Source organism: Providencia sp. PROV210 (genome assembly GCF_028479445.1).
Lineage (GTDB): Bacteria > Pseudomonadota > Gammaproteobacteria > Enterobacterales > Enterobacteriaceae > Providencia > Providencia rustigianii.
The window spans coordinates 64,146-90,510 of record NZ_JAMPNQ010000011.1 but is presented as its reverse complement, the minus strand read 5'-3'; the positions used below and the strand labels follow the sequence as shown (position 1 = coordinate 90,510).

Genomic DNA, 26,365 nt, shown 5'->3' with positions numbered 1-26,365 from the left:
TGACCATGACGACCTTCGCCGTGGCAGCCTTCACCGTGTTCATGGTTGTTGCGTTCTTCACCATGGCAGCAACCACCATGGCCTCGTTGATGTTCATCATGGTGAGAAAAATAAACATGACGACAAGTGTGTATTCTCATATTAACCTCTGTTATTATTTCGATATATCTAATTTAGATTCTGAGAATACTCTATTCCGATATATCTAAAGCGTCAAATTAGATATATCGAAATAAAGAAAAAGACATTTAAAAGAGTGACAGGCAAAGAAAGTTTATTTTTTATTCTTTTTTTCGGCTGCTAATATTTGCTTTTTAGCGTATTATTCTGTCACTTTGTGATTTCCTAGTGCTGATACCAACAATTTTTTTAAGTATTTTTGCACTGTGACGCAACTGAATGTTTTTTAGCTAAAAACTTTTTTAATAGTGATGGCTTTCACATTTATTCCACTTGTGTGGAAAAACGTGTAAAATAACAGCAAATTAATGTAGAAAGTATGCTTTGGGCTATATAACGACTCAAAAGCATATTCCTTTCCTGTCAATGAAACGGTAAAAATCCTTGTCAATTCAAAACTTAAGAAACATCGCCATCATCGCTCACGTTGACCATGGCAAGACAACTCTGGTTGGTAAATTATTACAACAGTCGGGCACTTTTGGTGAACGTGAAACTGTTGATGAGCGTGTTATGGACTCCAATGACTTGGAGAAAGAGCGTGGTATTACAATCCTTGCTAAAAATACCGCTATCCAATGGAACGGCTACCACATCAATATCGTAGACACCCCAGGCCACGCCGATTTCGGTGGTGAAGTAGAACGTGTTATGTCTATGGTTGACTGTGTTCTGCTGGTTGTCGATGCGATGGATGGCCCTATGCCACAAACTCGCTTCGTAACACAAAAAGCGTTCGACCATGGTTTAAAACCAATTGTTGTTATCAACAAAGTCGACCGCCCAGGCGCACGCCCTGATTGGGTTGTTGACCAAGTATTCGACTTATTCGTGAACTTAGGTGCAACGGATGAGCAATTAGACTTCCCTATCGTTTATGCGTCTGCATTAATGGGTATCGCAGGTCTTGAACATACAGATATGGCAGAAGACATGACCCCGCTTTATCAAGCGATTGTTGATCATGTTGAGCCACCAAAAGTTGATCTGGATGGTCCTTTCCAGATGCAAGTTTCCCAATTAGATTACAACAGCTATTTAGGTGTTATCGGCATCGGTCGTATTAAACGCGGTGTTGTTAAACCAAACCAGCAAGTAACTGTAATCGACAGCGAAGGTAAAACTCGCAACGGTAAAATTGGTAAAGTTCTGACTCACTTAGGTTTAGAGCGTATTGATTCACAACAAGCAGAAGCTGGCGATATCGTTGCTCTGACTGGTTTAGGTGAATTAAACATTTCTGACACTATCTGCCAAGTGGGTAGCGTTGAAGCTCTGCCTGCACTAGCGGTTGATGAACCAACAGTCAGCATGTTCTATTGTGTTAACACCTCTCCATTCTGTGGTAAAGAAGGCAAATATGTGACTTCACGCCAGATTCTGGATCGTTTACACAAAGAGTTAGTTCACAACGTAGCACTGCGTGTTGAAGAAACTCAAGATCCAGATGCATTCCGTGTTTCGGGTCGTGGTGAGCTGCACTTATCTGTTCTGATCGAAAATATGCGTCGTGAAGGTTTCGAATTAGCGGTTTCTCGTCCAAAAGTTATCTTCCGTGAAGTTGATGGTCGTAAACAAGAGCCATTCGAACAAGTGACTTTAGACGTTGAAGAGCAGCACCAAGGTGATGTAATGAAAGCGTTAGGTGAGCGTAAAGGCGACCTACGCGGCATGATGCCAGACGGTAAAGGCCGTGTGCGTCTAGACTACATCATTCCTAGCCGTGGTCTGATTGGCTTCCGTACTGAATTCATGACAATGACTTCAGGTACAGGTTTACTGTACTCTTCATTCAGTCACTACGATGATGTTCGCCCAGGCGAAATCGGTGGTCGTCAAAACGGCGTTCTGATTTCTAACGGTCAAGGTAAAGCAGTTGCATACGCGCTGTACAGCCTGCAAGATCGTGGTAAGTTATTCTTAGGTCACGGTGCTGAAGTGTATGAAGGCCAAATTATCGGTATTCACTCACGTTCTAACGACCTGACTGTTAACTGCTTAACCGGTAAAAAACTGACTAACATGCGTGCGTCAGGTACTGATGAAGCAACCACATTGTCACCACCAATCAAGATGTCTCTGGAACAAGCTCTGGAGTTTATTGATGATGATGAACTGGTTGAAGTTACTCCACAGTCAATTCGTCTGCGTAAGCGTCATTTGACTGAGAACGATCGCCGTCGTGCAGGTCGCTCTAAAGAAGATTAATCGTTAATCTTTGAATTAAAATGGAAGGTGCCAAATATGGCACCTTTTTTTATGCGAGCAAATTGGAAAAATTAGAAGAAATATCAACATTGGGTTATAGATACTTCACGGATTCAAGAAACTGTATTTTTTTAGCTATTTCAGCACGTTGATGTGAAGCTCGTGTTCTTAGTGCAATATTCCATTGTTCAATCGTATCTGCATTTTTAACGAGTATATTATTTGGAGATATGCGTTCTGATTTTACCAACCAAGCGGCTACCTCAGCCCAACTCCAGAGTGGGGACTGACCTTTGATGCGTTGGATTGGGTTGGGAAAATCACCTTTACCTCGAGCTCCGTCTTTAAACAAAGCAATAGCTTGCCTGGATAAATTGGCGAGTTCAGCAATATCACTCAATCCAACCAAGCTTGAATCAATAGATTCTACGCGTGTATTAATGGTGCTAGCGGTTTCAATCTGTTGGATTGCGCTAGAAATGGCATCATCAAGGGAGCTTGCTTCTCTATCAAATTCCAAGTAGACAGTTTTTCCGTAAAAACAAATAAGTGCGTCATCGCATCCCGCATTATAGAGCGCGTCTTCTAATCCTTCAGTATCGGTATTGACACCAGATAAAACTAAAGTGAAATTATGAAGCGCCATAGACATCAATTCCTTAATCAAAATTTTGAATTTAATTAAAGGTGAGGTGGAGGAAACCACCTTCATCCTTTTTATGGGCGACGTATTTTTCTCCCTTGTTGTTTAGAATAAATATACTGTTGACGCTTGTCAACGATATGGCGCCAGAAAATAATGATGTTCGTCTCTGGTGGCGACATTCTATCGTTAATGGGACGGGAAGCAGTGGTGTGAAGCTTTTTTAGGAGTATGTTTGGGATTATGTTATATGGGATTGATTTAAAGGCACCGAAAGCAATCAATTGATCCATTTTGCTTAATCGATAAATTGAAAAAATAACCCTAATAATCACTAATTAGGGCTGTTCAGTTGCCTGAATAATGATTAAAGTAAATTTAGTGAATAACAAAGAGGACAATTTATGCTGTATATCTTCGATATGGGTAATGTGATTATTGATATCGACTTTGATCGTGTGTTTGATAAATGGTCAGAACTGAGTGGTACTCCAAGTTCAGAAATCAAATCCCGGTTTACTTTTGGCAATATCTTCCAATTACATGAATGTGGCAAAATTTCAGATATCGAATTTGCGGAGATGCTCTGTGAAGAGATGGGTATTACGCTAAGTTTTGAAGATTTTGCTGAAGGCTGGCATTCAATTTTTATCTCACTAAGACCTGAAGTTATCGATATCATGGAGCGTTTGCGTGAGCAAGGGCACCGAGTTGTTGTGTTATCGAATACTAACCGTCTGCACTTAGATTATTGGCCAGAACACTACCCAGAAATTGCAGCATCCTCTGACTTCCTGTATTTATCTCAAGATTTAGGTATGCGTAAGCCAGATCCAGAAATTTTCAAATACGTTCTGGAATCAGAAGAGTTTGATGCCGCTGACGCTGTCTTCTTCGACGACGTAGAAGAAAACGTAAAAGCAGCACAAGCCCTAGGTATTACCAGCGTACATGTGTTAAATAAAGACACGGTTCCTGAATATTTCCGTACTTACGACTTTAGTGCTGAAGTTGAATAATCCCGTTCCTAACATGGAGCAACAACATATGTTGCTCCATCTTTTTTATATAGAGTTTCCATGATCGCATTAATCCAAAGAGTTACTCACGCGAGTGTTGTTGTCGATAAAAAAACAGTGGGGCAAATTGGCTCTGGTCTTTTGGTTCTGCTTGGTGTTGAGAAAGACGATGACGAGCAGAAAGCTAAACGATTATGTGAGAAAGTGCTTGGGTACCGCATCTTTGGTGACGAGCAAGGGAAAATGAACCTAAATGTAAAACAAGCGGGTGGAAGCTTACTCGTTGTTTCTCAATTTACGTTAGCAGCTGAAACCAATAAAGGAATGAGACCCAGTTTCTCTGGTGGCGCTGAACCAGAAAAAGCTGACCAATTATATCAGTACTTTGTACAGGAAAGCCGCCAACAAGGCACAGTGACTGAAACGGGAATCTTTGCTGCTGATATGCAAGTGAGCCTAACCAATGATGGCCCAGTAACCTTCTGGCTACAGGTATAGAATACTTTTCCAAGGGGGAAACATGTACCATCTACGTACACCGAAAGATGACATTGAATTTGCAGCCTACTACCAGTTTCGCTGGGAAATGCTGAGAAAACCATTTAAACAACCCCTTGGTTCCGAAAAAGATGGCTATGACCTTACAGCCCACCACCAAATGGTGGTAGATGAGAAAAATCGTATCTTGGCGATTGGTCGGTTGTATATCAATGCTGATAATGAAGGTTCAATCCGTTTTCTTGCCGTTAACCCCGTCATGCAAGGTAAAGGCTTAGGGAAACTGATTATCATGGCGCTGGAGTCGAGTGCAAGACAAGAAGGCGTTAAACGTATCGTTTCGAGTGTTAGGGAGGAGGCCGTTCCTTTCTTTGCCAAAATGGGTTTTGAAACTCGAGGAGAAGTGAGCGGGGAATTAAAAGCACCAGTACGCCACTACCTGATGATTAAACCCATCGAAACTTTAGACCAGATTCTTCATCGACCTGATTGGTGCGGTGAGTTGCAACAAGCTTGGCATAAATATATCCCTCTCAGTGAAAAAATGGGTGTACGTATTGAACAGTACACAGGAAAACGTTTTATCACCACGATGCCAGAAGCGGGTAACCAAAATCCACACAACACCATTTTTGCCGGTAGCCAGTTTTCTCTCGCCACATTAACTGGGTGGGGAATGATCTGGTTATTGCTGCATGAGCATCAGCTTGGTGGGGATATTATTTTAGTGGATGCCAATATTCGCTATGGTAAGCCTGTCAGCGGCCGCCCAATTGCGGTAGCTGATCTATCTCATCTCAGCGGTGACCTTGATCGCTTAGCGAGAGGAAGCAAGGCTAGGGTGAAGTTAGATGTCCACGTCAGTAATGCTGATAGCCAAGTTGGTGCGGTATTCAGCGGAACTTATATGGTTTTACCCGTCGCAGGTGAGACAAAAAATAGATAGTGATATAGCGGATAAAAAAGCAGATTTACTTTTGGGGTAACCTGCTTTTTTATTGTCATTTTACGGATTAACAATGGCGGGAATATGCCCATCCATAGGGTAAGTATTTGGCGAGTCAGGTGCAAGTTGTGGCTCTGATGGTGGCATAGATGTTCCCACTGTGGGAGTCACTTTACCATTAACCACCGTACGATAAATTTCACTGCCTTGAAGTGGCTTAGCCGTTAACTCACCATTTATACTGTATGCAAGCGGATCTGCGAGTAAATCCCCTTGTAATGACGTATCAAAATCTCCCCACATTTGAGGTGAAAATCCTGACCAGCCCCATTGATTTAAGTCCCCTAAATCAATATTGGTGCCTGTCGCTCGTAAGTTAAAAGGTGCTTTTTGATACTCTTGCTTGACGAGCAATGAGACTCTGGCAATGCCGCGGATGGTACTACCACTGAGGCTAGCCGCAGCACTATTGTTGCTGCTGGCGATTTCGAGTAAAGGGCGACGGACCATAACTTGATTGATCGTGCTGCTATCAGCGTTGAACGTTGCTTGCCCTTTCCAAATTCCCCACTGTTTCTGTTTGATGAGATCAACATAGCGAATAGTGCCGCTAAGTGCTGTAAATTCAAAAGAGAACTCAGGTTGAATATTCATCAGCAATGACTGCGTCACTGTAAAGTTATCGATGGTGAACGCTGATAACCAAGAGGGTGCTGGCTGGGCAAAGAATGTTAACCAATCTTCAGGTAAAGTATACAGTGCTCCAGCGAGTGTCCCATCAGTAATAGTCAGGGATTTATTGTTACGCTGCCACACGCCACTGAGGCTAAAAATACCTTTATTATAGTAGCCGGATAGCTTATCAAAATTAAGGTTATCGCCATCAATATTTAATTCGCCGATGAGTGTATCTACTTGTTGGTCATGAATAACCAATTGGTCGACATTGAAATTGATTTTACTTTTAGGGTTGCTCCAGCTGCCTCTCACGACATTAATTTTATCGATTTCGGTGCTTAGTCCCGATAGTGCCCAATCTTGTCCCTGAATATCCACATCGGTGAGCGTCAAATCTTTAATCTGGAGTGTTCGGTCACTATTGATAGCCTCAAAAAGCGCGTCGAAAGTGAGATTATTTTGCCATCCCACTTTATTCATCGAGAGACCATCAATATTAATAGTACCGTCAGCAAATACTTTCCCTTTACCGGAAATATAACCATTATTGAGATAGCCGGTGACTTGGCTAAACTCAGTCACTTGTTCCTGTAATTTTCCTGTCATAGCGACATTACGAAAAGGTAGGGAATTGATAGCCAACTCTCCTGTTGTAAAACGAAAGTCACCATAGCCAAAAGGATGGTTGACGGTAGGTTTCCACGGCGTGATACCACCGGTAAATCCAGCAACCAGCAGGGTGTTTTTTCCTTGGGTTAACTGAATTTTGCTACTTTCAAACTGTAAAACTTTAGCAGAGATAGGGAGATTAGTGCTGGTATCTGAAATCTGAGCTGTAAGCTCCCCTTGTGTGATTGTTAATCGTTGGATGGCTTCACCGTTGATCATATTAAGCCAATTGATATCCACGACAATTTGATCCGCGTTTAACGCTAACTGCTTGTCGCGAGACTCAATTTTTATATCTTGGAAAATAAATTTACCCGGTTCAGCAAATCGATGCCCCATAATGCCGACATTAATATCGAAATCAGTGAATTTACTTAATAACTGACTCGCATAACCTGCTCCCCAACGAGTTTGCAGTGCAATATAAGTGGCAACAAATAAGATCAATAGAAGCAGAAAAATATAACTAATAAATCGAATTAACCTTCTCACGGTAGTCTGCTCCCTCATAAATCAGATAAAAATATAGATGACTAATCTGTCTAAGATATCGACAATTTGAAGGATAGCATACAGAAGAACCGCCAGAGTATTCAACTCTGGCGGCAATAGGAATGATTATTTTTCGTGAGGGAAAATTAGATTCAGAACGATAGCGGTTAAACCACCAGCCGCGATTCCGGAGGAGAATAATGTTTTCAGCCAATCAGGTGCAAATTGCAGGATCAGCGGTTGTTGAGAAACACCCATTCCAACGGCAAGGGATAGGGCGATAATCATAATTGCGCGGCGGTTTAATGGCTCACGAGAAACGATACGTACACCAGAAGCTGCGATAGTTCCGAACATGACGATGGTTGCACCACCGAGCACAGGCTCAGGAATTTGTTGCACAAAACCTGCCACCGCGGGGAACAGTCCCAGCAATATCAACATTAAGGCGACAATGTAGCCAACATAACGGCTAGCAACACCGGTTAACTGAATGACACCATTATTCTGACCAAAACAGGAGTTAGGGAATGTATTGAATACTGCTGAAACAAGGGAGTTCAAGCCATTTGCTAATACACCTCCCTTAATGCGTTTCATATACAGCGGTCCACGAACCGGTTGCTCTGATACATCTGATGTTGCGGTAATATCACCAATGGTTTCTAAAGAAGTCACCATAAAAATTAAGATCAGGGGAACGAGTAAGTTCCAATCAAATGATAAACCGTAATAGAAAGGCTCAGGAACGGTAATCATTGACTGGTTGATATCGCTAGCTTGTGCTGTTGGTAGCATATCCATCCACCAAGCTGCAAGATAGCCTACCGCCATGGCGATAACCAAAGAAGCGACTCGGAGATAGGGGTTTTTCTGGCTGGTTAACAGAATAATCACTGCGAGCACAATGCCCGCAAGCATCAGATTATCAAGGGCACCAAACGTATTGTTATTCAGGGCACTGTATCCCCCACCTATCGAGGTTAATCCCACTTGAATGAGTGATAAACCGATAATCATTACCACAACACCAGAGACCAAAGGTGTAATCACTCTACGTGCTAAATGTAGGAAACGGGAAAGGATTACTTCGGTTAATGACGCGACCATTAGGGTACCAAATAAAGCAGCCATCATTGTAGGAATATCTGCGCCCCCTTGCTGAAGGGCAACTCCCCCCATAATTAAAGGGGCGACAAAGTTAAAGCTTGTTCCTTGAATGGAAAGTAAGCCAGAGCCAACGGGACCCCATGCTCTAATTTGAATCAGCGAGGCAATTCCGGATGCAAACAATGACATACTGATAATACGCTGAGTATCGTGCGCAGGTAGCCCAAGTGCTTGGCAAATTAACATCCCAGGGGTGATAACGGCGACAAACATGGCTAATAAATGTTGGCAAGCAGCAAAAATGGCTTGGGGTAATGGGGGTCTATCTTCAAGGTGATAGATTAATTCACTTTTAATTTGTGCTTTTTTTTCAACACTTTGTTCTTCAGATGTCGTTGTGTTCATTGCTCTAATTCCACCAGCAAAAAGCGCATTTTAAAGAGATAAATATAAAAAGCAATCGTTTGCGCTAAATTTTTTTAATTTACTTTTAAATTGGGAGCATCACATTTTTATATGTTTTAACTTGTATTTATCGCGAATTTTTTTTCTAATCCTACCACCTGCTTTTGGCGTTTTAAGGAAAAAAATAACGTCTAATTAGTTTTAAATAATATTAACAACAGACGAGGTACATAAATGTATCATCTCGATGTCTACGGCACACTGGTCGCAGCCACACTTGTGCTATTGCTCGGACGTAAACTGGTAAAATCGGTTTCATTCCTCGAAAAGTACACCATCCCTGAGCCCGTTGCAGGGGGATTATTAGTTGCTTTTAGCCTCTTGGTCATTAAGCAAGTATTTGACTGGAGCCTCTCTTTCGACTTATCACTGCAAGAACCGATGATGCTCGCGTTCTTTGCAACCATTGGCTTGAACGCAAACCTAGCGAGTTTAAAAGCTGGCGGTAAAGCCTTAATGATCTTCATTTTTGTGGTTGTCGGTCTATTACTGGTTCAAAATACAGTCGGTATCGCACTGGCTACATTCTTAGGTCTCGATCCGCTAATGGGACTATTAGCTGGTTCAATTACCTTATCGGGTGGGCATGGTACTGGTGCTGCATGGGGTAAAATATTTACCGATGAATACGGCTTTAAGAGTGCAACTGAAGTTGCGATGGCTTGTGCAACATTTGGTTTAGTGCTTGGAGGGCTGATAGGTGGTCCTGTTGCACGTTTCTTAATTCGTAATATTCCAACGCCAGGAACGGCGGATGAGGATAAAGATGTCCCTTCCGCATTCGAAAAACCGCAATCAAACCGTATGATTAACTCCATGGTATTGATTGAAACTATTGCATTAATTGCGATTTGTTTACTTGCGGGTAGCTATATTGCAGGCTTATTGGCTGGTACAGCATTCGCACTGCCAAAGTTTGTATGTGTATTGTTCGTTGGTGTGATTTTAAGTAATGGTCTATCCGTACTTGGATTCTATCGCGTATTTGATCGCGCAGTATCCGTTATGGGTAACGTAAGCTTATCCTTGTTCCTTGCAATGGCTCTCATGAGTTTAAAACTATGGGAATTAGCCTCTTTGGCAATCCCAATGTTAGTAATTCTTGGGGTACAAGCATGTGTCATGGCGGGTTATGCGATCTTCGTGACGTTCCGTGTGATGGGCAAAAACTATGATGCTGCTATTTTAGCCGCAGGACATTGTGGTTTTGGTCTGGGAGCAACACCAACAGCGATTGCAAACATGCAGGCAGTGACAGACAAATTTGGTCCGTCTCATCTTGCATTCTTAGTCGTACCAATGGTGGGGGCATTCTTTATCGATATTGTGAATGCGTTGGTGATTAAGTTTTACTTGTGGTTACCTATATTTCCAACAATTGCTGGGTAACCATCAATAAAAAAACATTATAACTAAATGTATAAATGAAGCAGGTATTGCCGTGGACATGGATGTGTTCACGGCAATTTTCATTTCTAGGGAGAGGTTTTTAAGCGTGGCTATATTGTTCGCGTTCAGGAAGCCAACGTTCAATAATGAGTTGTGCATTCTCTGGGTAATTTTGCTGAATATGACGAGCCAAACGTTGCACTTCTGGCAACATATATTGGTCTCTGAGTAAATCGGCCACTTTGAATTCAGCATTTCCGGTTTGCCGAGTTCCCAATAATTCACCGGGACCACGAATTTCTAAATCTTTTTGTGCAATCACAAAACCATCATTGCTATCTCGTAATACTTGAAGTCGTTGCTTAGCTGTGTGAGTGAGCGGCGTTTTATAGAGTAAAACACAGTGAGAAGCGATAGCGCCACGACCAACACGACCTCTTAATTGATGTAATTGTGCCAATCCTAAACGTTCAGGATTATCAATGATCATTAAGCTAGCATTAGGGACATCGACACCAACTTCAATAACCGTGGTAGCAACGAGTAACTGGATTTCGTTATTCTTAAATGCGGCCATGATGCTTTGTTTTTCAGCGGGTTTCATTCGTCCATGTACTAAACCGACTTTTAGCTCAGGTAGCGCGAGTGCTAATTCTTCACTTGTCACTTGAGCAGCTTGGGCCTCGAGAACTTCCGAATCTTCAATTAAAGTGCAGACCCAATAAGCTTGGCGACCTTCATCTAAGCACGCCTGTCGCACTCGCTCAACAATATCATTGCGTCTGGTATCTGGGATTGCAACGGTTGTTACCGGTGTTCGCCCAGGAGGGAGCTCATCAATAATCGATGTATCAAGGTCGGCATAGGCAGTCATCGCCAGAGTCCGTGGAATCGGCGTGGCGGTCATTATTAGTTGATGAGGGTGATTCCCTTGCTGCTCACCTTTCTCACGCAGAGCGAGCCGCTGGTGGACACCAAAGCGGTGCTGCTCATCGATGATAACTAACCCTAAAGAGTGAAAACTAACTTGTTCTTGGAAAATTGCGTGGGTACCAACGACCATCATTACTTCGCCATCGGCAATGGATTCTTGCTGTTGCTGACGCGCTTTCCCTTTTTGCTTTCCAGCAAGCCAGCCTACTTTAATGCCTAAAGGTTCGAGCCACTGTTTAAAGGTATTGGCATGTTGTTCTGCTAGAATTTCGGTAGGAGCCATCAGGGCAACTTGTTTACCATTTTCAATAGCGCAGATAGCCGCGAGGGCAGCAACAAGGGTTTTCCCTGAGCCAACATCACCTTGGATCAGCCGCATCATCGGTGTGTCTCTATGCAAATCTTTTTCTATTTCTGACACAACTCGATTCTGAGCATTGGTCGGAGAGAATGGCAAATTATCTAAGAAAGGTGATTTTAATTTTCCGGTTGGAACGAGTGGCTCTGCATATAGTCGTTCATTGCCTGCTCGAATCGCGAGCATACTTAAATGGTGAGCGAGTAACTCTTCGAGGACTAAGCGTTTTTGCGCTGGATGGTGACCTTTTTCTAACTCACCTAATTCAACGTCTGGTGGAGGATTATGTAATAAACGGATAGCGTCGGGCAGGCTAATTAAACCACGATTTAGCTCTTCAGGAAGAAGCTCTTGGATATTGCCATTATCGAGCATCGCCAAAGCTTGTTCCATCACTTTTCTCAACGTCGCTTGGCGTACCCCTTCAGTCGTTGGGTAAACAGGCGTTAAATTTTCTTGCAGTGTAATATTGTCAGTATCCTGAGATACTTTATATTCTGGGTGAATAATTTCAGGCCCAGTATTTCCCCGGCGAATTTCGCCGTAAGCAGTGACCTGACGGCCTTCAGCTAAGCTATTTTTCATGGCGGCGGAGAAATTAAAAAAGCGCAGCGTTAAATTTCCTGTTCCATCACTGATTAAACAAGTCATCATTCTTTTGCGCCCAAAGACAACTTTGGTTTGTAGTACCTCACCCGTGATTGTCGCTGTTGTCCCCGGAAGTAGGTCTTTTATCTGGTATAAACGGGTATGATCTTCATAACGAAGAGGAAAATGCAGTAGTAGATCCTGAACGGTGTTCAAACCGATTTTACTCATTTTTTCTGACTGGCTAGCTCCGATGCCATGTAATGAAGTCAGTGAAATGGTATTAAGTAGACCACGGTTCATCATTGTTCCTTAACTTTGCTGTTTTCTCTTCATTTTTTCAGTTAACTGCATTTGCATCCACCAAGCATCTTCCGCTTCTATTTGACCTTGTTGATTGATAAATGGTCGGGGAAGGTTCTTACGCTTGGAGACTTCAGCTAATACTGGATAGCCCCCCTCAAAAAGCCACTCCTGCTGCTCTTGCTCAGATAATAGACTATATTCGCGATTATACATGCCAGCAAGTTGCCTTTGGCGCTGTGCTTCATACATGATTAATGCGGATGCTACAGATACATTCAGTGATTGGACCATGCCTGCCATAGGAATGATAATATGCTGATCTGCAAGCGCTAATGCTTTTTGAGATATGCCTTTTTTCTCTTGTCCCATCATAATACAGGTTGGGCGAGTATAATCAATTTCACGAAAATCAACGGCATGCTCTGATAGGTTGGTCGCAAGAACCTGCATACCTTGTGCTTTGATTTGAGCAATAGCATCTTCAGTCGATGAATGGGAAATCACTTTAACCCAGCTATTGCTCCCTGCGGCGGAAGAAACAGAAAGTTTAACGTGCTGATCCGGCCAAATTGCATGGATTTGATGGATACCAATCGCGTCTGCACTCCGAACAATAGCGGAGACATTGTGAGGTTTATGAATTTCTTCGAGGCAGAGTGTGAGGTCGGGCTGCCGCATCGCCATCATTTGGCAAATGCGGCGATAGCGGCGTTCATTCATAGTTAGAGTTCAGTATCTTTAATAATATTGATTAATTACGGTTACGACTGACGCGTAATACGTCCGGCATAATCCGGATTTTACGCATAACGTTTGCGAGCTGAATACGGTTTTTAATCGACAGACGGATAAATGCGCAATAAACACGACCATCTTTTTCCTCGGTGTTCATGCTTTGAATACTCGAATTTGCGCCGTTAATTGCCGCAGTCAAGTTAGCTAAAGCACCTTGATGGTTGATCATATCGACTTTGATTTCAGCGATAAAGTCAGTATCCGTGTCTGTATCCCACTCTACAGCCATAAATTTATCGGGTTCTTTTTGATAACCTCGAATATTACGGCAAGATTCATGGTGGATAACTAGCCCTTTACCTGGGCTAATATGCGCAACAATAGGATCTCCCGGAATTGGGCGACAGCATTTTGCAAAAGTGATTAATACGCCATCGGCACCTTTGATAGAGAGTTTATTATGACTTTCTGTGATGATAGGTTCTTCAGGTTCACTTTGCGGATTGCTTTGTAAGTTACGGGCGACAACGACACTCATTGCATTCCCTAAACCAATTTCGGCAAGGAGATCATCGAGAGAATTGAGTTTCATGCGTGCCAATTCGGCGTCGAGATTTGCTTGTGGGATATCCGTAATTTTGTTACCCGCACCAAGTGCGTGGCTAAGTAAGCGGCGACCTAAGTTAATAGAATCTTCGCGTTTTAAATTCTTCAATAATTGGCGGATTTTTGCGCGAGCTTTTGAGCTGACGACAAAGTTTAACCAAGCCGCATTCGGTCTTGCTCCCGGTGCGGTAATAATTTCTACGGTTTGACCACTGGAGAGCGATTGGGACAGAGGATAAGGTTGGCGATCGACTCGAGCCCCGACGCAGGCATGACCAATATCAGTATGGACTGCATAAGCGAAGTCTACAGGCGTAGCTCCGGTTGGCAATTCAACGATACGCCCTTCAGGGGTGAAAACATAAATTTCATCAGGAAATAGGTCTGACTTTACGCTTTCGATAAATTCAAAGGAGCTACCCGCACTTTGCTGAAGTTCAAGCAGACTTTGCATCCAGCGTTGAGCCTTCACTTGTGCAGTGGTTCCCTGTTCACCTTGCTCTTTATATGCCCAATGTGCCGCAACGCCCATTTCTGCCATTTGGTCCATATCTTCTGTACGAATTTGTACCTCAACAGGCACCCCGTGAGGGCCAATTAATGAGGTGTGCAGGGATTGATATCCGTTAGCTTTTGGAATGGCAATATAGTCTTTAATTCGACCTGGGCGCGGTTTGTATAGGCTATGCATCTGACCTAAAACACGATAGCAAGTATCGACGTCTTCAACGATAACTCTGAAAGCATAAATATCCATGATCGAATGGAATCGCTGCTCTTTGAGATGCATTTTTCGATAAATGGAATACAGGTGTTTTTCGCGACCACTAACGGTACAGGGAACACCGGCTTCAGTTAATCGACCGTCAATTTCAGAAAGGATTTTTTGAATCATTTCTTTACGATTACCGCGGGCGGCTTTAACCACCTCTTTGATAACCCGATAACGGTTTGGGTACAAGGCTTCAAAACCCAACTCTTCTAGCTCGGTTTTGATATGGTGAATACCTAAACGGTGCGCAAGAGGGCTATAAATTTCGAGTGTTTCTCGCGCTATGCGGCGACGCTTATCGGGCCTTAAAGACCCAAGCGTGCGCATATTGTGAGTGCGGTCTGCCAGCTTTATCAAAATGACCCGGATGTCTTTTACCATCGCCATGATCATTTTGCGGAAGTTTTCTGCTTGAGCTTCTTTCTTGTCGCGAAAATTTAGTTTATCGAGTTTGGAGACACCTTCAACCAGACCGGCGACGGTAGTTCCAAACAGTTGCTCGATATCTTGAAATGTCGCTGGAGTATCTTCAATCACATCATGAAGTAGCGCTGCCATCAGTGTTTCGTGGTCCAAACGCATTTCAGCCAAAATACCAGCAACAGCAACTGGGTGAGTAATATAAGGCTCACCACTTGAACGGGTCTGTCCTTCATGGGCATCCCGTGCGACAACATAGGCTTTTTTCAGTAATTCAACCTGCTCTTTAGGGAGGTATTGTTGAATTATGATATTTAGGCTTTCAAACAGATACAAGGCAGACCCACCTTAGTAATTAGCGACGACCTTCAGCGATCGCAGAAACTGCTTGCATTTCAGCAGCATCTTGCTCTTGCTGTTCTTGGCGTTCACGCACATCCAAAATGTGACCGTTAATTAAACCTTCTTCTACTTCACGTAGCGCGATAACCGTATGCTTATCATTTTCTTCTGGAACTAAAGGATCTTTACCACCAGTTTGTAATTGACGAGCTCTACGTGCTGCAACCAGTACGAGGTCAAAGCGGTTACCAATTTTTTCTACTGCGTCTTGAACAGTTACGCGTGCCATAAGTGTGCTACTCCAAAGAAATAAAAAAATGACCTGATATGATACTGAAACTATTCTCAGTCTGCTAGTAATTTGCTGATTAAAGCACCATGCCGCTGAATTTGGCGTTCTAATTTCAGACGCTCAGCTCGCATGATCGATTGTAAATCGCTTAATGCAGTGTTGAAATCATCATTTACAATGACGTAATCGTATTCATTGTAATGTTCAATCTCACCAACAGCTTGTGACATGCGCTTTTCAATGACTTCATCACTATCTTGACCGCGACCACGAAGCCGACGATAGAGTTCGTCTTTTGAGGGTGGAAGTATAAAAATACTACGCGCCTCTGGCATTTTTGCACGAATTTGTTGTGCGCCTTGCCAGTCAATATCGAGAAAAACATCTACGCCGCTTTTTAAAACTTCCTCAATAATAGGTTTTGAGGTGCCATAGTAATTACCAAAGACACAGGCATGTTCTAAAAAATCATTATTCTCAACCATCTGCAAGAATTCTGCTTCGGAAACAAAAAAATAGTGCTCACCATGAACTTCGCCAGGGCGTGCTGCTCTTGTTGTATGAGAAACTGAAACTTGAGTGTCATACAACGGTTGTGTTTTCAACAGAGCTTGGATAAGACTAGATTTACCTGCGCCACTTGGAGCAGAAAGAATATATAACGTGCCTTGTATCATGATGATTTCTTGAAATATTGAGGGTTAGACATAAAAGATAGCGATAAACCCCACATAGTATACACGTACTTAAGGCAACGTGCAGCGATATCAATAAACCATGAATCGTGAATAAAAAAATATTGCTCATGAAAAAATTGTGAACAGGTTCCAGAAAATATATTTAACTTAATGAATATCTCATTTTTTTTGCGAAACGTTTTGCAATTAACGACATATCCAACTGACCACCTAATTATTTTGCCTCAGGATGCTTTTTCCACGAACGGAATAATAGCAAGGACGCGTGATGCACTATATTTTAACAAGAGGCTCTTGGATATTCATGTTATTACAAGTGGTGACATCACTTGCATACGGCATGGAATACCATCAAGCAAAAGATAACTGCGATTCACCAAATCAAAATATCCTAATAAATGAGCATCAAAGATTAGGCAATCAGCTCCAAGAGTGGAATAAGAACTATCTAGTAGATGGTTTTAGTCCCATTAATGATGAAGTCTATGATCAGCTATTGTCTAAGTGGCAGCAGCGGCAACGTTGCTTGTCACTTTCTGATAGCTTACCGCAGGTACCGCTCCCGATACTAACGCCTTTAGTAAAGCATCCGCTGCCTCATACGGGGCTAAAAAAACAAAATTTAAATGAAATAACGACTTGGATAGCAAAGCGAAAAGAGATTTGGTTACAACCGAAGGTGGATGGTGTCGCGGTTAGCTTGGTGTATGACAATGGACAATTAGTTTCATTAATCAGTCGAGGCAATGGAGTTGAAGGGCTAGAGTGGCGCAAAAAAGCGGATTTTATCTTGGACTTGCCGAAGGTAATTCCCATAAAACAGCGCGTAATTTTGCAAGGTGAACTTTTTTGGAAATTGAATAATCACGTGCAGAAGCAGCTAGGTGGCTTGAATGCCCGAAGTAAAGTCGCTGGATGGCTTATGCGTAAGAAATTACCAGAAAAAATAGAAGATAATATTGGTATTTTTATCTGGGCTTGGCCCGATGGCGACCTGCAACAGGAAGTTCAACTTAGTCGACTATCAGAAATTGGGTTTGATTTATCTAAAAGGTACAGTCATCAAGTCACCAGTATTGAGCAAATTATTCAAAGGCAAGAAGATTACTTCTCAACGCCTCTCCCCTTTGCAACCGATGGTATTGTCTTAAAAAGTTTTCCTACGCCACCTTCAGCTGCTTGGCAGAGTAATCAAAATAGCTGGGCGATTGCATGGAAATACCCACTACAAAATATTATTAGTGAAATTACAGGCTTAAAGTTTGGTGTTGGGCGTACTGGTATTGTTAACGTTGTGGCATCAATTAAGCCTGTGACTCTTGATGCTAAACAGGTGAGTCATGTGAATTTGGGTTCTCTAAACTCATGGAAGAAAAAGGATCTTTTAGTTGGTGACCATATTCAGTTAACCCTTGCAGGGCATGGGATTCCGAAGGTTGAACAGGTAATTTGGCGAGTAGCCCATCGGGATTATCCTGAAACTATGTTATTAGAACAATTTAATCGATGGAGTTGTTTCTCTTATTCTATTGAGTGTTTACCCCAGTTTGTTGCCCGTTTAACGTGGTTAGGAAAGCAGTTAGGAATAAAAGGGGTTGGTGAAAAAACATGGCAACAATGGGCTGAAAATTATGGACTGTCCCAGCTATTGGAATGGTTATCACCAAGTTGGCAAGGGCAGCTACCCAAAACTAAAACTAACCTGAAACACCTTGAGCAATTGCAAAAAGTTGCAGACCAACCTTTAGCCGTATGGCTAAAGGGATTAGATATTCCATTGAGTAATACTGAGATCAAAAAAATTGATACGATTTCAATGCTCTATGAGCCAACAATTATCAAGTACTTGAAGCTATCGGATAAGCGTGAACAGCAGTTTAAGCACTGGATTGAAGTAACGGAAATTAAGTTAGCATTACAGATTATACAGGAAATAAAAAAGCCATTAGCTCAGGCTAATGGCTTATCGAGATACTAATGCTGGATATTAGTCGGGGTTTTCGTAATTAAATACAGGTAAACCTAAACGATAACGAATAGCGAGCAAACGTGCGCTGAGGCCTGCAATCAGAGTAATGATCACGACAATATCTTTAGGGAGTGGCGTATGTAGTAAACCGATATATAGCCATGCTGCGGCAAAAGAGACACCAGCATAAACTTCTTTTTGGAACACTAATGGAATGGTATTGCATAACATGTCTCTAAGGACGCCGCCAAATACCCCTGTGACCACCGCAGCAATCGCTGCAATAATTGGGCTATAGTTCATATCAAGGGCGATTTGGGCACCTAAAATAGAGAAAACGATCAAGCCGATAGCATCGAGTATTAAAAATAGGCGACGCAAATGCTTCATCATAGGTGCTATCCACATAGTGACTATGGCTGCACCAGCAACGGTCATAATATATTCGGGGTGAGCGACCCAGCCAAGAGGATAGTGACCGAGTAGAATATCACGCACGGAACCACCGCCAATAGCAGTGGCAGAAGCGATAATGATCACGCCAAAGACATCCATCTTCCGGCGACCCGCAGCTAATGCGCCAGTCATGGCTTCAGCAGTAATACCAATGATGTAGAGAACACTTAATAACATGATGGTTTTATTCAATACTATAGTGATTATTAAAGGGTAATATTACTTGCGTAATTTCTCGACTGAGATTTTTTAGTGCTACAAAAAATAGATTAGTTAAAGTAATCCGATAGCCAGTAGTAAATGATGTCAAAGGATAACAGATTGAATAATAAAATACCTTATAAAGAAATATGTATTACTGATAATGCCCGCAATCATCAGCTTACAAATATTAATGTCTGGACGCCGGATAGCCAGTGGTTAGCGTATGATGTTCGCCCCAGTGGTAGCTCGTTTACGGGATTAACCATAGAAAAAATTCATGTTACTACACGACAAGTGGTCGAAATTTATCGTGGAAAACAAGGAGCTTATGTTGGAGTAGTCACTGTAAGCTCAGAAAATCCACCTCGTTACGCGTTTATTCATGGGCCTGAAAATCCAGATGAGCATTGGCAGTACGATTTTCACCATCGTCGTGGTGTTTATGTTTATGATGATAACCTCGATACAGCCTATCCTATCGATGCAATGTGTATTACTCCTCCTTATATCGTGGGAGCGTTAAGGGGAGGGACACATGTTCATGTGTTTAGCCCTGATGGTAAATGGCTTAGTTTTACCTATAACGACCATGTTATGCATGAGCTAGACATTAAATTAGATCAGCGCAATGTAGCAGTGGCGGTGCCTATGGGGGCTGTGAACGTGGAACCTAAAGGACATCATAGAGAATATAGCGGTGATTTTTTTTGTAGCGTAGTGACTCAAACTGTTGCTAGCCCGGCTCCAAATAGTGATGAAATCAGTCGTGCGTATGAAGAGGGTTGGATAGGACTGCATGGTTATTTAAATCGTCAAGGTCAATGGCAGCAAAGAGCCCTAGCTTTTATCGGAGATACGCATAATCAATATGGGGATATTATTCCAGAGGTCTATATTGTAGACCTTCCTGATAACCCTGAAAATTTTAAAGTGCAGGGTGACACACCGTTGCAAGGAACGAAAACTACCCTTCCTGCACCACCTAAAAATGTACAGCAGAGACGGTTAACATATACTCACACTAGAAAATATCCGGGTTTAGCTAAACAGCCAAGGCATTGGCTGCGTTCTTCACCTGACGGGCAATCTATTGCTTGTTTAATGCATGATGACCAAGGTGTTGTGCAACTTTGGTTAGTTGCAACATCGACAGGGGAGTTAACTCAGGTTACTCATGAAATGACTTCAATCCAATCGGCATTTAACTGGAATAAAACTGGGGAATATATCTGCTTTATTCATGATAATAGTGTGGTGAGATGCCATGTGGCCACAGGTAAATTAAAACGGTTGACGGAGCGTACAGAGATTGCTCCTGTTGCGGATGCAGTTGTTTTTTCTCCAAATGATAGGTTAATAGCATTTATGCGAGATATTAATGGGTTTAGACAACTCCATATAGTAGAAACCGGATTAAATAATTAATGATTGATAAAATCAATAATCTGAATAAAGAGATTAATAGTAATCTCTTTATTCAATTGATGATTATTTTATGGTTATTTTTTCATACAACATAAGATATAAAAATAACACTAATTAGTTATTACTAAGCCAATAGTGATTTGGTGAGTAAATATTTTTACTGTAAATAATAGTATGAAATTTAAGATTGATGGCACAAAATGAAATCAAAGCAAATTATATAAAAAAATCAATCATATCTAAAAGTTTATTTAGGTCTTTTAAAGATTGGATTGGCCAATTAATAATTCATTATTTATTAATTGATTTTTGTTGTTTATCCAGTTGTTCTACGCGTTTTTTGGGTGAATCACTGGCTTGATTTCCATCTGATTTTATATAGTCCAAAGGAATTAATAATGTATCCATTAAGGCTGTAAAAGGTAGATCAATGACAAGTAATGGTTTAACTACCCAGCCAGTATCTTCATTTTGGAGCATATCAACACTATTTTTAGTCCCTGGATAATAACTGTCTGTAGGACCGGCATGAGTCATAATACTTGAGCAGCCACTTAATGTAACGGTCAGTGATGTGGTAAGAACTAACGACCTAAAAAAAATCAAGCTTGGCATATAATTAGTGACCTGCATTAAGATGGGCTATTTCTAACTTTAGATTATGATAACTAAAAACAAAAAATTCACAATCATAGAATTATATTATTATTTAAAAGTGGCTTATTAAAAATAGTTCATTTTGTATTACTTTATGTTGAGAATGTTAATAAATAGAAGACAATCTGTTTTTATCGAAACTTTTGAAAATATAGTTTTTAATTGATCTGAACTGTGCTCTACGGCACAACTTATTGATTTCCACTTTGGCATAATCGATTCAGTAACAGGGTTGTTTTGCCCTAGTATGTCGCATGTTTTTGGTAATTGTCATCAAAAGGATAGCGGTCTATGAGTGAATTAGCTCTTACTGTGAGTTTATTAGCATTAGCTGCTGCATTAGGCCTATGGATTGGTAACTGGAAGATCCGTAATGTAGGTTTGGGGATTGGTGGCGTACTGTTTGGTGGCATTATTGTTGGTCATTTTGCTAAAAGCTATGGCTTGCTGCTAAATAACGACATGCTACATTTTATTCAAGAATTTGGATTGATCCTGTTTGTTTATACCATCGGGATACAAGTCGGCCCCGGCTTTTTCTCTTCTCTGCGCGTCTCAGGCTTAAAACTAAATGGTTTTGCCTTGATGATCGTGATCCTTGGTGCCGTAGTGACGGCGGTGATCTATAAAGTCGCAAATATTCCTTTACCGATTATTTTAGGGATTTTTTCTGGTGCGGTAACCAATACCCCCTCTCTTGGTGCGGGTCAACAGATCCTATCTGACTTAGGCTCTGACCCTAGCTTAGTGGGGCAAATGGGTATGGGTTATGCCATGGCTTATCCTATGGGAATTTGTGGTATTTTACTGGTGATGTGGCTAATACGGGTTATTTTCCGTATTGGTGTAGATAAAGAAGCTGCCGAGTTTAATAGCTCGAATGTTCAATATCGTGATGCGCTACAAACCATGAATATTGCGGTACGCAATGCCAATCTCGATGGTTTGATGATGCAAGATATTCCTATGTTAGGTAGTGAAGAAATCGTTTGTTCGAGACTAAAACGTGGTGAAATGTTGATGGTGCCTCAACCAAACACTGAAATTCATCTTGGCGATTTACTTCATGTTGTCGGATTAAAAGAAGATTTAAATAAAGTTCGTTTGATATTAGGGGAGGAGGTGGATGCTTCTTTATCGACATCCAGCTCTGTATTGCATTCAGTTCGTGTGGTAGTTACAAATGATGCTGTGTTGAGTAAAAGGCTGAAAGAACTGAATTTAAAACAGAAATATGATGTGGTAGTCACGCGATTAAATCGTACAGGGATTGATTTAGTTGCAAGTAACAATTCGGTTCTACAGTTCGGGGACATTCTCAATATTGTGGGTCGCCCAGAATCAATTGAAGCGGTGACCGCTTTACTTGGAAACGCTAAACAAAAATTACAGCAAGTTCAGATGCTGCCAGTTTTCATTGGTATTGGTTTAGGTGTTGTTTTAGGTTCTATACCCATTTTTCTTCCTGGTTTTCCAGCTGCTTTAAAGCTGGGTCTAGCCGGTGGACCTTTAGTGGTTGCCTTGATTTTAGGGCGGATAGGCACTATTGGTCGACTCTATTGGTTTATGCCACCGAGTGCAAACTTGGCATTACGTGAGTTAGGAATAGTAATGTTTTTAGCCGTAGTTGGGCTGAATTCGGGAGGGGATTTTATTGAAACTCTCATTCATGGTGATGGTTTAACATGGGTTGGATATGGGTTATTAATCACGTTTATTCCATTATTTGTTACAGGTATCGTGGCGCGGGTTTTTGGTAAAATGAATTACTTGAGCTTGTGTGGGGTGCTTGCGGGTTCAATGACAGATCCTCCGGCATTAGCATTTGCTAATAATATTCACCCAACAAGTGGTGCTCCGGCTCTTTCTTATGCGACGGTCTATCCCTTGGCGATGTTTCTTCGCATAATTTCACCCCAGCTGTTAGCCATTGTATTTTGGGCATTATGATATTTAGATAGAAAAATTATTGGGAATAAAAAGAAAAGTATCCGTCTATATAGGGGAAGAATTGGGCTTTGTTCCAGCCATAAATCGTATCTGAAAAGTGTTTTAATACCCATGAATAGTATTTGTCTTGAACAAATATATTCGATTTAAATTATGGAGTTCTCGCTAATTTTTAGCCCTTTCTTTGATGGAAAGGGCTTTTTTTAACGTCTTCTAATAGGATTAGTGTTCAGATTCTTGAAACGCTTTCTCTAATTCTTGAGCAAGGATTTTGATACCTTGCTCAATTTTTTCTGGTTCTGGTACGTAGTTCATGCGCATACATTCATGGGCATGCTGCCAATTATCTTCGATTCCCGGGAAGAAATAGTGACCCGGCACCATTAAAACACCACGAGCTTTCAAACGGCGATATAATTCTAAACTACTGATAGGTAGGTCTTTAAACCATAACCATAAGAAAATAGCACCTTCAGGTTTGTGGATCAGGCACTTCTCTTCTGGAATATAGCGTCGAATAATTTTAATGACTTCTTCAACGCGTTTTTTATAGAACGGCCCCACAACATTTTGGGACAGATTAAACAGGTCATCACGCTGGATCATTTCAAGTGCTAATGCCGGTCCAATCCCTCCCGGTGCAAGGCTGATAATGCCATTCATATTACTCACAGCATCGATCAATTCTTCGTTACCAATGATGATCCCACAACGTGTTCCTGGCAAACCGAGTTTTGATAAACTCATGCACAGAATGACATTTTCATTCCAAAATGGTGTTGCATCGCTAAAGATAATTCCAGGAAAAGGAACACCGTAAGCGTTATCAATCAGTAATGGAATATTATGTTGCTTGGCAAGTTGATCGAGGTGCTCAACTTCTTCATCGGTAATAACATTACCTGTTGGGTTTGTTGGTCGAGAAACACAAATAACGCCAATATCTTCCGTGATTTCTAATGTATTAAAATCAACGTGATATTTAAATTGTCCGTCAGGCAAAAATTCAATCTGAGGTTTATTTGCAACAAATAAATCTTCATCTAACCCTGAATCGGCATAACCCACGTATTCAGGAGCAATAGGGAATAGAACTTTACGCTTGATACCATCTTCAAAACGACCAGCTAGCAAGTTAAATAGGTAGAAAAAGGCACTTTGGCTGCCATTAGTGAGTGCGATATTTTTTGCACTGATATTCCAGCCTAGTTTTGCTTTTAGGGTTGCCGCTAGCGCTTTCAACATGGCATCTTTGCCTTGAGGACCATCGTAATTACATAATGTGTCCGTCAATTTTCCATTTTCACACATGTCAGCGAGTAAAGTCTGGAAGTAGGTATCCATTTCAGGGATATGAGCAGGGTTACCACCTCCAAGCATAATTGAGCCCGGAGTCCTTATGCCTTCATTCAGGTCTTTCATTAATTCTGAAATCCCTGAATTTTTAGCAAATTTATTACCAAATTTAGAAAAATTCATCGTATTAATTCACATAGGTTTATTAGATTGTTAATGGAATTTAAAACATACCTTGCTCCCCTCTGGAGTTCAATAGCTTAATTAGAGATTTTTTGGAAATAAAATATCAATTAAACTAATGGTAGTGGTTTTTTGATTTAATATATTAAAAAATATTGGTCTATTTCTCTTATTATAAACGTGGGGGCATCAATAAATACTGATTTATCTATATTGGCAACAATTCACCAAATGGTCATTTACCATGCCAGTTGCCTGCATAAAAGCATAACAAGTGATCGAACCCACAAATTTAAAACCCCGTTTTTTTAGAGTTTTTGATAAGTTTTTAGATAATTCAGTTTCTGCTGGAACTTGGCTTGATTCTGTCCATTTATTCACAATTGGCTGGTGGTTTACTGACTCCCAAATGAATGTGGAAAAATCCTCACCATTTTTTTGCATAGCCAAATAGGCTTTTGCATTTTCAATAATGGCATTGATTTTTAAGCGATTACGAATAATTCGAGGATCTTGCATCAAGCGCTCAATATCAGAGTCATTCATTAATACCACTTTTTCAGGAACAAATTGATGAAACAATTCTCGGTATCCTTGGCGTTTCTTTAAAATCGTATACCAAGAAAGTCCCGCTTGTTGTCCTTCCAAACAAATCATTTCGAAGAGTTGTAGACTGTCTTTGGTGGGTTTACCCCATTCATTATCATGATAAGCAATATATTCCGGGTCTTGGTTAACCCAGTGGCAGCGAATTGGTGATGTTTCCATTTTTCATCCTTTTTCTAATGAGGTTACGCTTGAGACCAAGAATAACTTCTTTATACTGGATAAATAACCAGTTTTAAAGGGGTGGAATTAATTTTTTTCCTTTTTAGAATGATTACAGATGTATTCATTGCTGTATATCTGACGGTCAACGGGTATACTGGACACTTTCTTAAATTTCACGTATCGCGTGCGGATCTAACATGCAAAAGTTTGATACCAAAACCTTCCAAGGTCTTATCCTGACATTACAGGATTACTGGGCGCGCCAAGGCTGTACCATTGTTCAACCACTGGACATGGAAGTCGGCGCTGGTACTTCACACCCAATGACGTGTTTGCGCGCTTTAGGTCCAGAGCCTATTGCGGCAGCTTATGTGCAGCCATCTCGCCGACCAACTGATGGTCGCTACGGCGAAAACCCAAACCGTTTACAACATTATTACCAGTTTCAGGTAATCATTAAGCCATCACCTGACAACATCCAAGAACTCTACTTAGGCTCATTAAAAGAGCTGGGTGTTGATCCAACGGTTCATGATATCCGCTTTGTTGAGGATAACTGGGAAAACCCAACATTAGGTGCGTGGGGACTGGGCTGGGAAGTTTGGTTAAACGGTATGGAAGTCACTCAATTTACTTACTTCCAGCAAGTGGGTGGGCTTGAGTGTAAACCTGTAACGGGTGAAATCACTTACGGCCTTGAACGTCTTGCCATGTATATTCAAGGCGTTGATAGCGTCTACGATCTTGTTTGGTGCGATGGCCCTCTGGGCAAAACCACTTATGGTGATATTTATCATCAAAACGAGGTTGAGCAATCTACCTATAACTTTGAATATGCAAACGTTGATTTCTTATTCAAATGTTTCGAAGAGTATGAAAAAGAAGCCCAATACTTACTTTCATTAGAGACTCCTCTGCCGCTTCCTGCGTATGAGCGTATTCTCAAGGCTGCTCATACTTTTAACTTACTGGATGCCCGTAAGGCTATTTCAGTAACCGAACGCCAGCGCTATATTTTACGTATTCGTACCCTGACTAAAGGGGTTGCAGAAGCTTATTATGCTTCTCGTGAAGCGCTGGGTTTCCCTATGTGTCATAAGAACTAAG

Annotated in this window: 21 protein-coding genes; 9 read left to right on the top strand and 12 right to left on the bottom strand. The window is 41.4% G+C overall.

From position 1 onward, the window contains the following. The first annotated feature begins 564 nt into the window (after positions 1-564). Positions 565-2,388, top strand: a complete 1,824-nt coding sequence (gene typA, locus PR761_RS08875; RefSeq protein ID WP_006813780.1) for a ribosome-dependent GTPase TypA — start codon at positions 565-567, stop codon at positions 2,386-2,388. 94 nt (positions 2,389-2,482) lie between these two features. On the opposite strand, the gene PR761_RS08870 is transcribed toward typA, so the two are convergent. Further along, positions 2,483-3,034, bottom strand: coding sequence for a helix-turn-helix transcriptional regulator (locus PR761_RS08870; protein WP_039854575.1), 552 nt, complete (start codon positions 3,032-3,034; stop codon positions 2,483-2,485). Between the two features lie 401 nt (positions 3,035-3,435). Here PR761_RS08870 and yihX point away from each other — a divergent pair, with 401 nt between their 5' ends. Genes yihX through fabY form a run of 3 tightly spaced genes read left to right on the top strand, consistent with a single transcriptional unit; the run spans position 3,436 to position 5,494 of the window. Continuing rightward, complete coding sequence (gene yihX, locus PR761_RS08865; RefSeq protein WP_006813778.1) at positions 3,436-4,050, top strand: glucose-1-phosphatase; 615 nt, start codon at positions 3,436-3,438, stop codon at positions 4,048-4,050. Between the two features lie 60 nt (positions 4,051-4,110). Then, positions 4,111-4,548: a D-aminoacyl-tRNA deacylase gene (dtd, locus tag PR761_RS08860; protein ID WP_112835965.1), complete on the top strand. Its 438-nt coding sequence runs from the start codon at positions 4,111-4,113 to the stop codon at positions 4,546-4,548. A gap of 22 nt (positions 4,549-4,570) precedes the next feature. Continuing rightward, positions 4,571-5,494, top strand: a complete 924-nt coding sequence (gene fabY / locus PR761_RS08855) for a fatty acid biosynthesis protein FabY (protein WP_154610899.1) — start codon at positions 4,571-4,573, stop codon at positions 5,492-5,494. 60 nt (positions 5,495-5,554) lie between these two features. Here the strand turns inward: fabY and PR761_RS08850 are convergent, their stop codons facing one another. Next, on the bottom strand, positions 5,555-7,333 hold the full coding sequence (locus PR761_RS08850; RefSeq protein WP_112835969.1) for an AsmA family protein: 1,779 nt from the start codon (positions 7,331-7,333) through the stop codon (positions 5,555-5,557). A 126-nt stretch (positions 7,334-7,459) separates the two neighbouring features. After that, positions 7,460-8,848: a uracil-xanthine permease family protein gene (locus tag PR761_RS08845; protein WP_006813774.1), complete on the bottom strand. Its 1,389-nt coding sequence runs from the start codon at positions 8,846-8,848 to the stop codon at positions 7,460-7,462. 234 nt (positions 8,849-9,082) lie between these two features. Here PR761_RS08845 and gltS point away from each other — a divergent pair, with 234 nt between their 5' ends. Continuing rightward, the gene (gene gltS / locus PR761_RS08840; protein WP_006813773.1) at positions 9,083-10,297 is read left to right on the top strand and encodes a sodium/glutamate symporter; all 1,215 of its coding nucleotides are present in this window, start codon (positions 9,083-9,085) and stop codon (positions 10,295-10,297) included. A 100-nt stretch (positions 10,298-10,397) separates the two neighbouring features. On the opposite strand, the gene recG is transcribed toward gltS, so the two are convergent. Genes recG through gmk form a run of 5 tightly spaced genes read right to left on the bottom strand, consistent with a single transcriptional unit; the run spans position 10,398 to position 16,326 of the window. Beyond that, complete coding sequence (recG, locus tag PR761_RS08835) at positions 10,398-12,479, bottom strand: ATP-dependent DNA helicase RecG (RefSeq protein ID WP_039854567.1); 2,082 nt, start codon at positions 12,477-12,479, stop codon at positions 10,398-10,400. Between the two features lie 9 nt (positions 12,480-12,488). Beyond that, positions 12,489-13,202 (bottom strand): tRNA (guanosine(18)-2'-O)-methyltransferase TrmH, encoded by a 714-nt coding sequence (trmH, locus tag PR761_RS08830; RefSeq protein WP_039854565.1) that lies wholly within the window; start codon positions 13,200-13,202, stop codon positions 12,489-12,491. 31 nt (positions 13,203-13,233) lie between these two features. Continuing rightward, positions 13,234-15,351: a bifunctional GTP diphosphokinase/guanosine-3',5'-bis pyrophosphate 3'-pyrophosphohydrolase gene (gene spoT / locus PR761_RS08825; protein ID WP_006813770.1), complete on the bottom strand. Its 2,118-nt coding sequence runs from the start codon at positions 15,349-15,351 to the stop codon at positions 13,234-13,236. A gap of 19 nt (positions 15,352-15,370) precedes the next feature. Beyond that, a complete protein-coding gene (gene rpoZ, locus PR761_RS08820) occupies positions 15,371-15,646 on the bottom strand; it encodes a DNA-directed RNA polymerase subunit omega (protein WP_006813769.1) in 276 nt (91 codons plus the stop codon). A gap of 56 nt (positions 15,647-15,702) precedes the next feature. Continuing rightward, positions 15,703-16,326 carry a guanylate kinase gene (gmk, locus tag PR761_RS08815; RefSeq protein ID WP_006813768.1) on the bottom strand — a complete coding sequence of 208 codons (624 nt, stop codon included), beginning with the start codon at positions 16,324-16,326 and terminating at the stop codon, positions 15,703-15,705. Between the two features lie 289 nt (positions 16,327-16,615). Here gmk and ligB point away from each other — a divergent pair, with 289 nt between their 5' ends. Then, the gene (gene ligB / locus PR761_RS08810) at positions 16,616-18,325 is read left to right on the top strand and encodes an NAD-dependent DNA ligase LigB (RefSeq protein WP_223844749.1); all 1,710 of its coding nucleotides are present in this window, start codon (positions 16,616-16,618) and stop codon (positions 18,323-18,325) included. Between the two features lie 9 nt (positions 18,326-18,334). On the opposite strand, the gene PR761_RS08805 is transcribed toward ligB, so the two are convergent. Next, complete coding sequence (locus tag PR761_RS08805; RefSeq protein ID WP_006813766.1) at positions 18,335-18,949, bottom strand: trimeric intracellular cation channel family protein; 615 nt, start codon at positions 18,947-18,949, stop codon at positions 18,335-18,337. Positions 18,950-19,072: 123 nt separating this feature from the next. On the opposite strand from PR761_RS08805, the gene PR761_RS08800 reads away from it, so the two are divergent. Beyond that, complete coding sequence (locus tag PR761_RS08800; protein WP_006813765.1) at positions 19,073-20,401, top strand: DUF3748 domain-containing protein; 1,329 nt, start codon at positions 19,073-19,075, stop codon at positions 20,399-20,401. 291 nt (positions 20,402-20,692) lie between these two features. On the opposite strand, the gene PR761_RS08795 is transcribed toward PR761_RS08800, so the two are convergent. Beyond that, positions 20,693-21,016 (bottom strand): YceK/YidQ family lipoprotein, encoded by a 324-nt coding sequence (locus tag PR761_RS08795; protein WP_039854562.1) that lies wholly within the window; start codon positions 21,014-21,016, stop codon positions 20,693-20,695. A 333-nt stretch (positions 21,017-21,349) separates the two neighbouring features. On the opposite strand from PR761_RS08795, the gene PR761_RS08790 reads away from it, so the two are divergent. After that, a complete protein-coding gene (locus tag PR761_RS08790) occupies positions 21,350-23,008 on the top strand; it encodes a putative transporter (protein WP_006813763.1) in 1,659 nt (552 codons plus the stop codon). Between the two features lie 222 nt (positions 23,009-23,230). Here the strand turns inward: PR761_RS08790 and PR761_RS08785 are convergent, their stop codons facing one another. Both PR761_RS08785 and PR761_RS08780 read right to left on the bottom strand, forming a co-directional pair. Further along, positions 23,231-24,487 carry a valine--pyruvate transaminase gene (locus PR761_RS08785; protein ID WP_006813762.1) on the bottom strand — a complete coding sequence of 419 codons (1,257 nt, stop codon included), beginning with the start codon at positions 24,485-24,487 and terminating at the stop codon, positions 23,231-23,233. Between the two features lie 204 nt (positions 24,488-24,691). Further along, positions 24,692-25,255 (bottom strand): DNA-3-methyladenine glycosylase I, encoded by a 564-nt coding sequence (locus PR761_RS08780; RefSeq protein ID WP_112835973.1) that lies wholly within the window; start codon positions 25,253-25,255, stop codon positions 24,692-24,694. A gap of 200 nt (positions 25,256-25,455) precedes the next feature. Between PR761_RS08780 and glyQ the strand changes: the two genes are divergently transcribed. Continuing rightward, positions 25,456-26,364, top strand: coding sequence for a glycine--tRNA ligase subunit alpha (gene glyQ / locus PR761_RS08775; RefSeq protein ID WP_006813760.1), 909 nt, complete (start codon positions 25,456-25,458; stop codon positions 26,362-26,364). The last annotated feature ends 1 nt before the right edge of the window (position 26,365 follow it).

Bases quoted from the DNA above. Each gene is read 5' to 3' on its own strand.
- PR761_RS08870 (WP_039854575.1), bottom strand. From the start codon at position 3,034: ATGGCGCTTCATAATTTCACTTTAGTTTTATCTGGTGTCAATACCGAT.
- yihX (WP_006813778.1), top strand. From the start codon at position 3,436: ATGCTGTATATCTTCGATATGGGTAATGTGATTATTGATATCGACTTT.
- dtd (WP_112835965.1), top strand. From the start codon at position 4,111: ATGATCGCATTAATCCAAAGAGTTACTCACGCGAGTGTTGTTGTCGAT.
- fabY (WP_154610899.1), top strand. From the start codon at position 4,571: ATGTACCATCTACGTACACCGAAAGATGACATTGAATTTGCAGCCTAC.
- PR761_RS08845 (WP_006813774.1), bottom strand. From the start codon at position 8,848: ATGAACACAACGACATCTGAAGAACAAAGTGTTGAAAAAAAAGCACAA.
- gltS (WP_006813773.1), top strand. From the start codon at position 9,083: ATGTATCATCTCGATGTCTACGGCACACTGGTCGCAGCCACACTTGTG.
- recG (WP_039854567.1), bottom strand. From the start codon at position 12,479: ATGAACCGTGGTCTACTTAATACCATTTCACTGACTTCATTACATGGC.
- trmH (WP_039854565.1), bottom strand. From the start codon at position 13,202: ATGAATGAACGCCGCTATCGCCGCATTTGCCAAATGATGGCGATGCGG.
- rpoZ (WP_006813769.1), bottom strand. From the start codon at position 15,646: ATGGCACGCGTAACTGTTCAAGACGCAGTAGAAAAAATTGGTAACCGC.
- gmk (WP_006813768.1), bottom strand. From the start codon at position 16,326: ATGATACAAGGCACGTTATATATTCTTTCTGCTCCAAGTGGCGCAGGT.
- ligB (WP_223844749.1), top strand. From the start codon at position 16,616: ATGCACTATATTTTAACAAGAGGCTCTTGGATATTCATGTTATTACAA.
- PR761_RS08805 (WP_006813766.1), bottom strand. From the start codon at position 18,949: ATGTTATTAAGTGTTCTCTACATCATTGGTATTACTGCTGAAGCCATG.
- PR761_RS08800 (WP_006813765.1), top strand. From the start codon at position 19,073: ATGATGTCAAAGGATAACAGATTGAATAATAAAATACCTTATAAAGAA.
- PR761_RS08795 (WP_039854562.1), bottom strand. From the start codon at position 21,016: ATGCCAAGCTTGATTTTTTTTAGGTCGTTAGTTCTTACCACATCACTG.
- PR761_RS08790 (WP_006813763.1), top strand. From the start codon at position 21,350: ATGAGTGAATTAGCTCTTACTGTGAGTTTATTAGCATTAGCTGCTGCA.
- PR761_RS08785 (WP_006813762.1), bottom strand. From the start codon at position 24,487: ATGAATTTTTCTAAATTTGGTAATAAATTTGCTAAAAATTCAGGGATT.
- PR761_RS08780 (WP_112835973.1), bottom strand. From the start codon at position 25,255: ATGGAAACATCACCAATTCGCTGCCACTGGGTTAACCAAGACCCGGAA.
- glyQ (WP_006813760.1), top strand. From the start codon at position 25,456: ATGCAAAAGTTTGATACCAAAACCTTCCAAGGTCTTATCCTGACATTA.